Source organism: Virgibacillus sp. JSM 102003, from assembly GCF_041949995.1.
Taxonomy (GTDB): domain Bacteria; phylum Bacillota; class Bacilli; order Bacillales; family Amphibacillaceae; genus Lentibacillus.
In genome coordinates this window covers 263,541-278,072 of record NZ_JBHFQH010000004.1, presented here as the reverse complement: position 1 = coordinate 278,072, position 14,532 = coordinate 263,541, and the positions used below count along the sequence as shown (strand labels likewise).

Annotated in this window: 9 protein-coding genes and 1 pseudogene; 4 read left to right on the top strand and 6 right to left on the bottom strand. The window is 38.1% G+C overall.

All coding sequences use genetic code 11. From position 1 onward, the window contains the following. The 3 genes and pseudogenes from ACE1TG_RS06750 to ACE1TG_RS06740 form a co-directional block, all read left to right on the top strand. Window positions 1-293 (top strand): annotated as a pseudogene (locus tag ACE1TG_RS06750) (IS4 family transposase); the annotation flags it as partial. Window positions 294-1,080: 787 nt separating this feature from the next. Beyond that, the gene (locus ACE1TG_RS06745) at window positions 1,081-2,829 is read left to right on the top strand and encodes an ABC transporter ATP-binding protein (protein ID WP_375051594.1); all 1,749 of its coding nucleotides are present in this window, start codon (window positions 1,081-1,083) and stop codon (window positions 2,827-2,829) included. A 15-nt stretch (window positions 2,830-2,844) separates the two neighbouring features. Further along, window positions 2,845-4,686 (top strand): ABC transporter ATP-binding protein, encoded by a 1,842-nt coding sequence (locus ACE1TG_RS06740; RefSeq protein ID WP_375051593.1) that lies wholly within the window; start codon window positions 2,845-2,847, stop codon window positions 4,684-4,686. A gap of 641 nt (window positions 4,687-5,327) precedes the next feature. Here ACE1TG_RS06740 and ACE1TG_RS06735 read toward each other — a convergent pair. The 5 genes from ACE1TG_RS06735 to ACE1TG_RS06715 form a co-directional block, all read right to left on the bottom strand. Beyond that, on the bottom strand, window positions 5,328-5,639 hold the full coding sequence (locus tag ACE1TG_RS06735; RefSeq protein WP_375051592.1) for a hypothetical protein: 312 nt from the start codon (window positions 5,637-5,639) through the stop codon (window positions 5,328-5,330). Between the two features lie 239 nt (window positions 5,640-5,878). Further along, window positions 5,879-7,597: a thiol reductant ABC exporter subunit CydC gene (cydC, locus tag ACE1TG_RS06730; RefSeq protein WP_375051591.1), complete on the bottom strand. Its 1,719-nt coding sequence runs from the start codon at window positions 7,595-7,597 to the stop codon at window positions 5,879-5,881. After that, window positions 7,594-9,327, bottom strand: coding sequence for a thiol reductant ABC exporter subunit CydD (gene cydD / locus ACE1TG_RS06725; protein WP_375051590.1), 1,734 nt, complete (start codon window positions 9,325-9,327; stop codon window positions 7,594-7,596). Before cydD ends, cydC begins: the two co-directional genes overlap by 4 nt. Window positions 9,328-9,356: 29 nt before the next feature. After that, window positions 9,357-10,370: a cytochrome d ubiquinol oxidase subunit II gene (locus ACE1TG_RS06720; protein ID WP_375051589.1), complete on the bottom strand. Its 1,014-nt coding sequence runs from the start codon at window positions 10,368-10,370 to the stop codon at window positions 9,357-9,359. Next, window positions 10,370-11,716 (bottom strand): cytochrome ubiquinol oxidase subunit I, encoded by a 1,347-nt coding sequence (locus ACE1TG_RS06715; protein WP_375051588.1) that lies wholly within the window; start codon window positions 11,714-11,716, stop codon window positions 10,370-10,372. Before ACE1TG_RS06715 ends, ACE1TG_RS06720 begins: the two co-directional genes overlap by 1 nt. Window positions 11,717-11,997: 281 nt before the next feature. Here ACE1TG_RS06715 and ACE1TG_RS06710 point away from each other — a divergent pair, with 281 nt between their 5' ends. Continuing rightward, entirely contained in the window at window positions 11,998-12,660 is a 663-nt protein-coding gene (locus ACE1TG_RS06710) for a potassium channel family protein (protein ID WP_375051587.1), read from the top strand. A gap of 202 nt (window positions 12,661-12,862) precedes the next feature. Here ACE1TG_RS06710 and rnjA read toward each other — a convergent pair whose 3' ends face one another. Then, a complete protein-coding gene (gene rnjA / locus ACE1TG_RS06705; RefSeq protein ID WP_375051586.1) occupies window positions 12,863-14,530 on the bottom strand; it encodes a ribonuclease J1 in 1,668 nt (555 codons plus the stop codon). Between the last annotated feature and the right edge of the window lie 2 nt (window positions 14,531-14,532).

Sequence of the window (14,532 nt, the reverse complement as noted above, 5' to 3'; positions counted from 1 at the left end):
GTATTTGGAATCAAATATTTTTTGCCATGACAGCGTATTGTCTGGCTTTATATGTCCAAATCACAGAGGAAACCAAAAAAAGTGCTTGGCAAACATTGGAGCTTCTCCGCATTTATGCCGAACGATCTTGGAAAGCATTCTGGAAAGCTATACACCGAAAGCCAAAAAGAAAATCGAAGGGAAGGCAAAAAAGCCATCTCCCACGAAGTCCGGTAAAGCAGAACGATGCTGGAGTTGCAGTCGTAAAGCCAATAGGAGAAAAACGTTCTAAAACAGCGAAATACTTTAAATAAATTTACCATTTTTTGGATAACACGGGCGGATTTACTGACCCTATTGAGTTTTTTGTTTTCAGAGATAAAATCCAACTGGAAAATTTTTACACACCCCATAAAATTAGAAAATCCTCTTAAATATCCACAACCTACTTATCACTTGTTAATACATTTGCAAGGCTAGTGAATGAGGATCCGTCAAATCCATGGACAACCGCTCATCTAGTGAATAAATTCAAGTAAACGATTTGGTGCTGTAGATTAATAAGAGAATTAAAAAAATGGCTTGGAGAAATTCCAATCCATTTTTTTACGCTGTGGATAATTGGACATCAGAATCAGCGACGTCCAGCTCCGACGTACAGGACGTACTAGTGCCGATGACACTACAGGACGTGGCGTTCTCACCGACCAGCGCCTAGCGCCTAGTGGACTTCCTTCCCCGTGTCTACGATAAGAAATAAAGGATGTTCGACTAAAATCACCACATCCTGTGGCAAAGTCGAACTACCCGCAGCGCTTGGCACAGTCCATACGGCGTTGAACAGGCGCTTGCGCTTTTGTTCCTGTGAATTTAACGGTGTAAATTATGTGATAATAGATGAGATTTAATTTATGAATTACTGTTGTGCACCTTGAAGTGCTCCCGTTCAGAATCCATCTGAGCGTTATATAATTTATACCTGCTGATTTTACCTTTTCTAATAAATAAAAAAGTTAAAAAAATTAAGCAAAAGGAGTGGAAATTTATTTCGGAACCCGTTATATTAGATAATGCGTATAAACATCAGGGGGAGGGAAAACATTGGATACTTTTAAAAAGTTAAAGCATTTTTATTGGCCATACAAAAGGTTTTTCTTTACTTCATTAGTTTTCTTATTATTTGTGGCAGCTATTACTGTTGTATACCCAATAATGTTGCAGATAACGATTGATGAAGTAATGAGAGCGGGCAGGTATTCATTAATACCTTATATTACAGTTGCATTTTTCCTAATTATGGTATTTAAAGGATTTTCAACTTATTATCATCAATACCTTGGAGAATTTTTTGGCATCAGGTCCGTTTATGAAATCAGGGAAGCATTATATGAAAAGCTTCAAGTACTATCATTTAAATATTATGATAATGCAAAAACTGGTGACTTAATGTCACGGTTAACCGCAGATGTTGAGATGTTTCGTTTTTTTCTTTCGTTTGGATTTTCAGAATTAATTCGAATTACATTACTCATCCTGTTCAGTTTAAGTGTTATGTTCTACTATTCTATTCCACTTGCCTTGGTAACGATGGCTGCTATGCCGTTATTGGCAATAGTAGTATTCCGATTTGATAAACGTGTACATCCGGCATTTAGGGGGATCAGAAAATCGTTCGGTCGATTGAATACGCGTGTCCAGGAAAATATTAGCGGCATGAATACAGTTAAATCTTTATCGAGGGAGAACTTTGAAATAGGAAGGTTTTCCAGCAGTAATGACAACTATAAGCAGAACTTTTTAACTACTGCAAAAATATGGGCAAAGTTTATGCCGCTTATGGAGTTCATTGGAAATGTCTGTGCGGTTGCATTATTAGCATTTGGTGGTTATCTAGTTATCAATAATCAGCTGGAACTTGGAGAATTAGTAGCATTTTTCAGTCTAGTCTGGTATATTCTAGGGCCACTTATGAACTTGGGATTTGTCATTAACCAGTTTTCCCAAGCTAAGGCTTCTGGTGAACGTCTGTTGGAAATTCTGGAGGCAGAAGAAGACATTGTCGAGAAGGATAATGCGATAGATACACCAATCAACGGTCATGTAACATTTAATGACGTCACATTAACGTATACAAAAGACGATGATACAGCACTCGAAAATATCACATTTGATGCACCTCCAGGAAAAGTAGTTGGTCTTGTTGGTTCTACAGGTTCTGGTAAAACGAGTATCACACAGTTAATCACACGTTTTTATGAACCGGAAAAAGGTGACGTGCTGATTGATAACCGTCCTGTCGACAATTATAAGATTAAGACGTTGCGAAAACATATAGGTTTTGTTTTACAGGAGTCCTTCTTATTCTCAACTTCAATTAGAGAGAATATCGCCTACGGTTCACCTGATGTATCGGATGAACAAGTAATTGACGCAGCCAAAAGGGCACAAGCGCATGATTTTATCATGGAGATGCCAGAGGGATATGGAACGATGCTTGGTGAACGAGGAATGGGCTTGTCGGGTGGTCAGAAACAGCGTATAGCTATTGCTCGGGCAATTTGCATCAACCCTAGTATATTGGTGCTCGATGATGCAACATCTGCTGTAGATATGGAAACTGAATTCAAAATCCAGAAAGCACTAAAAGAAGTAATGAAGGGCAGAACCACCTTTATCATTGCACATCGCATTTCATCTCTGAAACACGCTGATGAAATTCTGGTGCTTGAACATGGTGAAATAGTCGAACGTGGTACCCATGAAACCTTAGTGAAAAATAATGGACCGTACCAGCGAGTTTACGATATTCAGTACCAGGATCGTGAAGCAATAATGAATACTGCAACATAAAAGGGGGGACATAAAATGGCAAAAGAAAGAAAGGTACCAAAAGAAAATCGTCACCTGAAGCGTTTTTATTATACAGTCGATCAGGCAGTTGAAAAGCCGTTTAACTGGCAGCAAATGTGGCGTTTACTTGCTTATTTAAAACCATATTCAAAAACATATTTACCGGGTGCTATGATAGCGATGCTGGTTTCTACCGCTGTACGCTTAATAGTACCAATTTTAATCGGTAAAGTTGCAATCGATGTAGCAATAGCCAATAAGGATTCAACAATGCTTACCTATCTTGTAATAGGGATTGGAGTATTGTATTTAATAAGTTATGTTGGAAATGTTTACCGGATTAAGTGGGTTAATATATTAGGGCAGAATGTTATATATGACATACGACAGCATTTGTTTTCTCATGTTCAGCGTCTGTCACACCGTTTTTTCGATTCACGTTCAGCAGGATCTATTTTAGTTCGAATTATGAATGATATCAATTCGCTGCAAGAGTTATTTACAAATGGAATTATAAATCTATTAATGGATGTTGTTACTCTAACGGGGATGATTGTAATTCTGTTTACGTTCAGTCCCAAGCTGGCACTAGCGGTAATGATAATTTTGCCGATTATGTTTTATATTTCGACAAAACTTAGGAGAAGTATTCGTCGTTCATGGCAGGATGTACGTATACAGCAATCACGATTAAATTCTCATTTAAATGAAAGCATTCAAGGTGTTCGTATTACGCAATCTTTTTCACAGGAAAAAGAAAACGCAGCATTCTTTGAGGGTATCAATACAGATAGTTTCGAGAGCTGGCGTGTTGCAACGAAAAGAAGTGCCATGTTTCGCCCGTTTGTTGAAATGAGCAATGCGATTGGAACAATTATCCTGATTGCTTATGGCTCCCATCTGATTTTATTAGGTGAGGCGAATGGTGGAATAGAAATTGGTACATTTGTAACGTTTGCCTTTTATTTAGGAATGTTCTGGGAACCAATCTCGAGATTAGGTCAAATGTATAATCAGCTTTTAATGGCTATGTCTTCGTCAGAACGTATTTTTGAATTTCTGGATGAAAAGCCAAATGTTAAAGAAAAAGAAGATAGTATTGAATTGACGAATATGAAAGGCCGAATTGAATTTGACCGGGTCCAATTTTCTTACGATAACGACCGTATCGCACTACATGAGATTTCATTAGATATCAAACAGGGTCAAAATATTGCTCTAGTGGGGCATACTGGAAGCGGTAAGTCTACCATATCTAATTTAATCAGCCGTTTTTATGACCCAACGCAAGGAACTGTTAAAATCGATGGACACGATTTACGAGACGTAAAGCTAGACAGCTTGCGCCAGCAAATCAGTGTTGTCTTACAGGATACATTTATCTTCTCAGGTACGATTATGGAAAATATTCGGTTTGGTCAACCTGATGCATCGGATGAAGCAGTAATCGAAGCTGCAAAGGTCGTTGGTGCTGATGAATTTATTCAGCGACTTGCATACGGGTACGAAACAGAAGTAGAGGAACGAGGAAATGTATTATCAGCAGGTGAGCGGCAATTGCTGTCCTTTGCAAGGGCACTTCTTGCTGATCCGAGAATATTAATTTTGGATGAGGCAACAGCAAGTATTGATACGGAAACAGAAATGAAAATTCAGGAAGCTCTCAAGCGATTACTGAAGGGAAGGACTGCAATCATTATTGCCCATCGTTTATCGACAATCAGAGAATCTGATAACATTTTTGTTTTGGAAAATGGAAAAGTACTTGAGAATGGCAGTCATGATGAGTTAATGAAGCAGGAAGGGGAATATTTTGATCTTGTGAAATCACAATTTCAAATGCTCGATGCAATTTAAACAAATGCAACTGTGACAAAAGTATTAAGTCAAAGTAAAATCCGAACTATGATTCAAATTCTTAAGATAGAATTCGAATTAGTTCGGATTTTTGCAGTAAGAAAGTATAACTACCTTCTTACTGGATAAGTGCAACTAAGGCATTCACCAAAAGGTTTGGTGAATGCCTAGTTTTCTAATGTTGCAGATTAGATATAAACTGCGAACTAACTGCCAGAATAATCTCTATAAACTCTCACGGCGCCATCCGGGGTCGCTCCGGGCGGATGCTTTCCGCGGGCAACGCTTCAGCTTCCTCGGAAGCCAAAACCGCTTCCTGCGGGATCTTCAGCTGTTGCTTTTCCCGCAGGAGTCACCCCCCTCCGCTCACCCGGACTAGGGTAGTGCTGTCACATAATTATTCTATAGCGATTCCTACTCGAGTCAACAGCGCAGGAAATACACGGAGACTCCTGTGGGAGCTGAGGCCTAGATGAGACTACGCAGCGACGTAGGAGCAAGGAGGCTCATCAGCCGCCCTAGGTGCGCGAAGTGTATTTCCGAAGCGGTGTCATAGCACTCAACCATTTTTCCATGTTAGTTCGCAGTATATATCATCTACGCATTAGATCCAACCATTGAAAATGAACTTTCAAAACAACTCATTCAAGTTTAAGATCAAAGTCAACCCCCATTTTAAGTTGTCTGCGAAATTCATCTTTATCTATTTTCCCATTACGGAAATCAAAAAATGGATCTAATTCAGTACCTGTTTCTAAAAAGTAAAACCGTTGATGATCAGTGCCTCCCATTGATTGAATTATTGTCTTCTCTAATTCTACAACTGGTGTTTCAATAAAACGTGGTCCACCATTTTTGTCAATTTTTGTTAATAATGCTACAATCTTATCTAATTGTTTTTCATTGGAATACAAATCTTCAAGAACGTCTATCATTCGATCAGTTAGCTCCATCTATACTCTACACCTCACTTCAATACAATAGTAATGTTAAATCCAATCCCTTTCTACCAGTACGTAAAAATACTCTATAGCTTTGATTCTTACATTAGCAGTTGTTGGTTTTACTTTCTATCATTTAACATGTAGTCAATAGTGATTTCTTCGTTACCAATGTTACTACTTAGATATCCAAATGTGTTTATATCAGCTACTAAGCTTAAAAATCAAAAAACTCACGATAATCGCATGATTTAAAGCAATTCTTTCTCGATCTCTTTCATTTTATACAAGTATCCTTTTTGCTGCATTAATTCATTAAATGTGCCGGATTCTATTATAGTCCCGTGTTCCATTACAATAACTTGATCCATATTTTCCAAGTTTGTTAAGCGATGACTGATAAGAACAAGCGTGTCATTTTTAGCTTGTTTGAAAATATTTTCATAAATGGATTGTTCTGTTATTGCGTCTATAGACGATGTTGGTTCATCCAGTAACCATAAATGCCCATCTTTCAGCATTGCCCTGGCGATTGCAAGTCTCTGCTTTTCTCCGCCAGAGAGATTTTCACCTTTTTCATATACTTGATCTTCTAAGGAGAAGTGATCAAGCACTACAGATTCTAAAGCAGTTTTCATTTCTGTGTCAGTCAATCCATCTTTAGCAAGCTGCAAGTTAGATCGTATTGTACCATAGAAAAAATGATTTTCCTGTAGAACAACTTTAGTATTTTTCCAAATTGCCTGTTGATTTATTTGATTGATCGAGACACCATCTAAATAAATATCTCCTTGATTAACTGGACTTATTTTCAGCAGCAGCTGCAGTAATGTTGATTTACCGGAACCACTTGGTCCAACAATAGCAGTCTTTGAGCATTCTGGCAGCTTTAAATAAATTTCTTCCAGGGCTGGTCTGGTTTCTTCCGGAAATGAAAAGGAAACATCATTCATTTTGATGGAATGTGACGTGCTTTCCTGTAATTGTTCTGCATTATCTTGTTTTACTTCGCTGTTGCTATCCCAGTCAACGACAGAAAATAGGCGTGTTGCTGCCTGTTTACTGTCTTGTATATGGATAGGGAAAACCGCCATCGGTGAAGCATCTTCAAAAACGGTAAGGGAAATCATAATAAGCATTGCCAGGTAGATACCATCCAATTGGCCGTCTACGACTAAAAAGGCACCTAATGCTAGTACCAGCCAGGATATAAACAGCGCTACAAATGTGTTTATGGATTGACTATATAGCGTGTTGATGTTTTCACGTTCTTGCTCTTTTATATAAGCATCAGACGATTGCAATAGATTCTCTTCTTTTTCATGAAGCTTCTGGTATATCTTTAAATCACGAAAACCATGAAGAAATTCCGTAACATCTGTTGTTAAGTTTCCTCTTCCTTCCCGCACACGACTGTCAATCTTAGCTTGCCGCACAGCAAACAATGCAGGGATGACAAAAGCTGTTAATAGGAGACCTATCAGTAATACAAGTGCTACATAAATGGAAACGAATGACGTGAATAAGATTGTACATAGAAAGACGATAACTAAAACAATCGGTGGGTAAAAAACCCTTAAAAAGAAATTCTGCAGACTTTCGACGTCTCCAACAATTCTAGAAAGGAGATCACCGCTGCGATATTTTTGAAAAATTCCTGGAGCTAGGGGCTCGAGTTTCTCGAAAAAAGAGACACGGAGGTTACTTAAGATCGTAAATGTTGCCCGATGAGAAAAATATCTTTCAGCATAGCGGCTTATTGCTTTCGTAAATCCAAGCAGCTTGACCGTAGATGTGAGAATAATTAGGGCATATAAAGGAGGTGCCAGGGCTGCCTTGGAAATTAGATATCCGCTGGCAGCAAAGAGACCAACAGCCGCAATACCAGCTATAAAGCCAAAAATAATTGAATAGAGAATGTCTTTTTTTTCAATCATCATTAACCTAACAACAAGTGTTAAATCTCTCATTCTGGAGTCCCTCCCTGCTGGATAGATACCATATTACGATAGGCTGTGACAGTTTCAATAAGTTCCTTATGAGTTCCCTGGGCAATTAACCTTCCGTTTTCCAAGAAAAGAATCTTGTCAGCTTCCTTGATAGTATGAAGGCGGTGTGCAACCGTTATAACTGTTGAATTTTGCGATAACTCATTAATAGATTTTTGCAGAATTTTTTCTGTGTATAAATCTAACCCTGTTGTGGGTTCATCAAATAGGATGATTGATGGATTTTTCAAAAATGCCCGTGCAATGGCAACTCTTTGTTTTTCTCCACCCGACAGACCTCTGCCTGCTTCACCGACCTGTGTGTCATAACCATTTTCAAGTGAATGTATCATTTCGGCGATCCCAGCTTTTTCAGCAGCTTGTTCGATAGTTTTACGTGATGCATCAGTATTCCCACCAATAGCAATGTTGTCTGCAATAGAACCTGAAAAAATATAGGGATGCTGGGAAATATAACTTAAATGATTAAACCATTCCTGTTCCTTGTAATCAGTCATCAAATTAGTATCATTTATGACTACTTTTCCTTTTGAAGGAGTAATTAGTCCTGCAACTAAATGTAAAAGGGTTGATTTTCCAGAACCAGTCTGACCAACAATCGCTATTTGATTATAAGGTTGAATTATTGTATCTATAGTAATTAAAGAAAACTGATTTTCTCCATAACTGTAACTCGCTTTTTGAAGCGAAATGGATGGGGGAGAATCCTCTGATAACGTTTTATTTCCCCATGGAATAGTCTGTTCTGTATCCTCTAATTCAACTGCTACTTTATTAGCTGCCCCCATACTGCTGCGGCTGTTATGAAAGCTGCTGCCTAACTCCTTAAGTGATGTATAGAACTCTGGAACCAGCACTAATATAAAAAATGCAGTAAAGAAAGAAATGCTTTTATAAATTATGAGTTGAATCGCTAGTTCCAGTGCTATAATGCCAATACTCAGCATGGAGATCAGTTCTAACATAAAGGAAGAGGTGAAAGCAATCTTCAGTATTTCCATTGTAGCGTCCCTGAACCCCAGACTGCTTTTCCTGATAGCTTCCCTTTGCTGAATTGCCCGACTGAATAATTTCAGAGTGGTAAGCCCTTGTAACGTATCCAGGAACTTTCCGGAAAAGGATGCAAGCTTATCTAACTGCTCTTCCGATTTCTTTTTTGTTTGTATCCCAATAATAATCATAAAGAGAGGTATGAATGGTGCAGTAATTATTAATATGATACCGGTGTTTACATGCTGTGTGAAAGCTACAACAAGAATCAGTAGTGGTATAAAAGCTGTTTGAATAACCTGAGGGAGGTAGTGACTGAAATAGCTGTCTATTTCATCAACAGCATCCATCATGACACTTACTTTTTGTCCTGATTGTCCTTGTAATGAATTCTGTACAGGATTTCCTGAAAATTTACTTAAAAGTTTCTTTCGAAAACCTACCTTCGCTTTTGCTGCCATTTTAACTCCCTCACGACCGCTTATATAAGTCACTACCGTTCTAGCCAACAGAGCCAGAAGCAGTCCTCCCAGCATAGGAAGGACTTCAGAAAAAGACATTTCTTTCAGGAAAACTCCGTCGATAACTGCAACAAAAAAATAAGCCTGTAATATGATCATCGCACCTGTAATTACCGATGAAAAAAACAGAAGTGTTAGACTTTTTTTCTGTGTGAAGGCAATATCTTTTAAAGTATTCATATCGGCTGAAGTCTCCTAATTTAGACAGGTTATTTTTTACCTTTAACATATTCAGCATTAAATAAAAACAGTCGCAATAGTAGAATGAGTGAGGGAATCAGTAAACAGAGTCCGGCGATGAATGCTGCGACCAGGGCAATACCCATTGATTCGTGGGTAGCTCCTTCAACTATTGTAATGTAAGGGTCAAGAATATAAGGTAAATGGCCAATTCCATAGCCAAAGAAGGCAAATAGGTACTGTAGCATTACACTTATAAACGCAATACCATAACGCTTTCCTTGATAAATTAGCCCTATTGCCAGCATGAAGAATCCAACTGACAAGCCAAACATCCACCATAGATCAAGCATTTTTTCATAATGTCTCTCATTATGCTGACTTAATGCAATAAAGGTTGTTAAACTGGCGATTATCGTCGGGACACTCCAGAATAATGCATAAGTTCTTACTAGCTTTAGTGCAGGGTAGTCATGTGCGCGTGCAGCATAAAATGATAAGAATGCAGCGCTGATATAAAGTACGGACACAATCGCAAGAAATACCACACTCCATGAGTATGGACTTGTAAATAGCTCTAAATACCTCAATGATACTTCTCCATTTTTCTCAACAATAAAGCCACCTTCTGACAACGTTAAAGCTGTAGATAATGAGGCAGGTATTAACAACCCAGTCGCACCATATAAAAACATATAAATATTGCTCTGTTTTGATCCATAGTTTTCAAATGCATAGAATGATCCTCGAATCGCTAGCAGTATAATTGCAATACTGCCAGGAACTAGCAAAGCTGTACCATAATAATAAGCAGTTTCCGGGAAGAATCCAACTATACCGACAAAGAAAAAGACGAAGAATACATTGGTTACTTCCCATACCGGCGATAAATATCTTGAGATTAATTGATTTATGATATGGTCTTTTTTTGAGATTTTGGCATAATAAGCAAAGAACCCTGCACCAAAGTCAATCGATGCGACAATTAAATAGCCATAAAGGAATAGCCATAATACGGTAATACCAATTAATTCATAACTCATCATTTATCACCCTTTTTTATGGTAGGATACTCTTTTTCGAGTTCTTCCTCAGCTGGATTGTTACGAAAAAGCTTTCGTAATGTGACTATACACAAAGTACCCAGCACGATATATAAACCCAGGAACAAAAAGAACATTAAGTCTATATAGGGAGAAGAAGTAGCTGCTTCCTCAACCGTCATATAGCCTCGTATGATCCATGGCTGACGTCCTTCTTCCGCATAAATCCAGCCAAACTCTATCGCTAGAAAGGCTAAAGGACCACTAAACAGAAGGGACCATAAAAACCATTTATTCAGTTCATTCCATTTTTTCACCATACTAAATACAAGGTAAAGAAAAGAAATTCCTAATAATCCCATACCAATGGTTACCATTAAGTCAAACATATAATGGATCCAGAGTGGGGGTCTTTCTTGCTTAGGCGTTTCTTCCAGCCCTGTTACCTCAGCATTGAAATCACCATGTGCAAGGAAACTTAAAAATTTGGGTATTCGAATTTCACCCACTATCTCGTGGGCATCGTTAAGCCAGCCAAACACTACCAGGTCGGCACCTTTTTCTGTTTCAAAATGCCACTCAGCAGCAGCCAGTTTTTCCGGCTGGTGTTCGGCAAGAAATTTAGCGGAGGTGTCCCCTGTCAGTAAATTTGCGGCCGCAAATATAAACATTACCGTTACAGTCAGCTTTAGCGCCTTTTTATGGTAATCTGAGGCTTTTTTCTTTAAAATTATAAAAGCAGCTATAGTGGCAAGAAGTGCAGCACATGCCAGGTATGCCGAGCTTAATACATGTAGAACCTTGGATGGGGTTGCTGGGTTCAGCATAGCTGCAATTGGATTAACAGCTACAAATGTGCCATCTTCCATGGCAAATCCTTCAGGTGTATTCATAAAGGCATTTACGGTTGTTATAAATACAGCTGAGAGCCCACCACCAATCACTATGGGGATTGATAAAAACCAATGTGTAAATGGTTTTTTAAACCTATCCCAAGTGTATAAATACATCCCCAGAAATATAGCCTCAAAGAAAAAGGCAAAGACTTCCATAAATAGCGGCAGGCTTATGACATTTCCGGCAACCTGCATGAAGTTTGGCCATACTAGCGATAATTGTAACCCTATCGCCGTTCCGGTTACAACACCCACTGCAACTGTAATAACAAACCCTCGTGCCCATCGTCTTGCCATCATCTTGTAATGCAGATCATTCTTTTTGACTCCGACAAACTCCGCAATCGAAATCATCAAGGGAACGCCAACGCCTAGTGTTGCAAATATTATATGAAATCCTAATGTCATTGCGGTAATCAATCTGCTCATTAAGACCGTATCAAAATCCATTATGGAATCCTCCTTGAATAAAAAAGTATAATAATAGAACAAATTCAATACTGAGCATGTGTTGATAAGGATATATAAACTGATTTAATACAACGGTTTAGTTTTCCCTATGTAAATAGTATAAAACATTTTGATATGATAAAAGACCTTTGCCTATGACAGTTAAATGACATTTTTTAAATCAAATTAATAATGAACCTAAAATTATCATTAATCAATTTCACTTGCTATAGTAGTGTGGTAGACTAAGTTAAAGTACGTTGAATGATGGAGGAAATAGTATGAAACGAGAATTCGCAGTAATTGGTTTAGGTCGCTTCGGTGGGAGTATTTGCCGAGAACTAAGTATGGAAGGAATGCAAGTACTCGCAGTTGACGTTGATGAAGATAAGGTAAACGAATTTAAAAATATTGCTTCACACGCTGTAATAGCTGATTCTACTGACGAGGTTACGTTAAAAGAACTAGGTATTAAAAACCTTGATCATGTTATTGTCGCAATAGGTGATAATATTCAGGCAAGCATCTTAACTACTGTTGTTTTAACAGACCTGGGTATTAAGAAAATAACTGTAAAGGCGCAGAATGATTATCACGAGAAAATATTGAATAAAATTGGTGCCGATCAGGTTGTCCACCCAGAACGGGATATGGGAAAGCGAATTGCGCATAATATAATTTCGAATAATATACTCGATTATCTGGAGTTATCAGATGATCATAGTATTGTTGAAGTAAAAGCTGGTGAGAAAATGCGCGGCAAAACGTTAGTTAATCTTGATATTCGGGCAAACTATGGGTGTAACGTTGTTGCTATCAAGCATGGTAAAGATATCAACGTTTCACCAAGTGCTGATGAGATCCTGGAGGAGGAAGACATACTAATCGTTATAGGTGCAGATAAGGACATCTCCAGATTTGAGAAGCAACTCGTAATTGACTAACCCGTTACAATTGGATAAGAAGCTCTCTTTTTACTACAATCGTTTCCCAACAATAAAAAGTGGCATTAAAAGAATTCTTTTAATGCCACTTTTTTTAATTCAGATTCGATTGTGTTGGTGAAGCATGGTGTTAAAAAGGGATGACATTGTGCATTAGCATATTCATACCTTACAAATGTGTTAGAATTCATAATCAATGTCATCAGATCTCCATGATAATTGGTAATACCATAGGTCTGCGTTTCGTTTTTTCGTAGAGGAATGGTGCGATTGTATCTGTTATTTCATTCTTAATTTCGGACCATTGTGTTGTTCGTCGTTCCATTACTTTGTCTAAATGATTAGAAACAAGTTTCTGAGCCTCGTTGATTAGGTCTTCCGATTCTCTCATATAGACAAATCCCCGTGAGATAATGTCAGGACCTGATGCAATTTTAAATTCCTTCATATTAATACTTACAACTACCATAACAAGTCCTTCTTCCGATAGAATACGGCGGTCACGCAATACAATATTTCCAATATCACCGATGCCGCTTCCATCTACATAAATAGATCCTGATGGTATTTTTCCTGCTACCATTGCATTATCTTTACCTAAGGCAAGTACATCACCAGTATCCATTATAAATGAGTTTGCCGGCTCTACATCACATGCTTCAGCAAGCTTTGTGTGTTCTTTTAACATTCTGTATTCACCATGGATCGGCATAAAGTATTTTGGCTGGATAAGTCTTAGCATCAATTTCTGTTCTTCCTGGCTGCCATGTCCAGATGTATGAATATTGCTTAGTCGACCATGAATAACCTCGGCCCCAGCACGATAAAGTTTATTAATTGTACGGCTTACACTTACTGTATTTCCAGGGATTGGTGATGATGAAAAGATAACCGTATCTCCAGGAATAATTTGAATTTGACGGTGTGTACCATTAGCTATTCGAGATAAAGCAGCCATTGGTTCACCTTGTGAACCTGTACAAAGAATAGTAACTTCATTTGCTGGCAGGCGATTGATCTGGTTAGCTTCAATAAATGTTTCTTTTGGAGCCTGTATATAACCCAGCTCCTGTCCGATCCGAATAGAAGTTTCCATGCTCCGTCCAAATACGGCTACTTTACGGTTCTGTTTAACAGCAGCTTCTACCACTTGTTGAAGTCGATAGATATTTGATGCAAACGTTGCAAAGATGAGTCGACCATCGGCTCTGGAGAAAATATCATTAATGTTATCGGCTACAACGCTTTCAGACATTGTAAATCCTGGTATTTCACTGTTAGTACTATCGGAGAGTAAGCAAAGTACGCCTTCTTTACCTATCTCAGCCATTTTCGCAATATTTGCAGGTTCGCCAACCGGTGTAAAATCAAATTTAAAGTCACCTGTATGAACAATGTTTCCAGGTGGGGTTTTTACTACAATACCATATGAATCAGGGATACTATGGGTTGTATGGAAAAAGGAAATGGATGTTTTACGGAATTTAATAACATCTTCTTCTTGAATTGTATGCAACTTGGCATTACGTAATAAGCCATGTTCATCTAATTTGTTTCTGATTAATCCGATCGCAAGTTTTCCAGCATAAATTGGCACATTTATTTCACGCAAGAGGTATGGAATTCCTCCGATATGGTCCTCATGTCCGTGTGTTATGAATAATCCTTTAATTTTATCTTGGTTTTGAATCAGGTAGGTGTAGTCCGGAATAACATAATCAATACCAAGTAATTCATCTTCGGGAAATTTAATTCCGGCATCGATTAAAATTATTTCATCCTGAAATTGGACACCGTATGTGTTTTTCCCAATTTCTCCTAATCCACCTAATGCAAAGACTGCTGTTTGGTCATTCTTTACGAATTTCATTA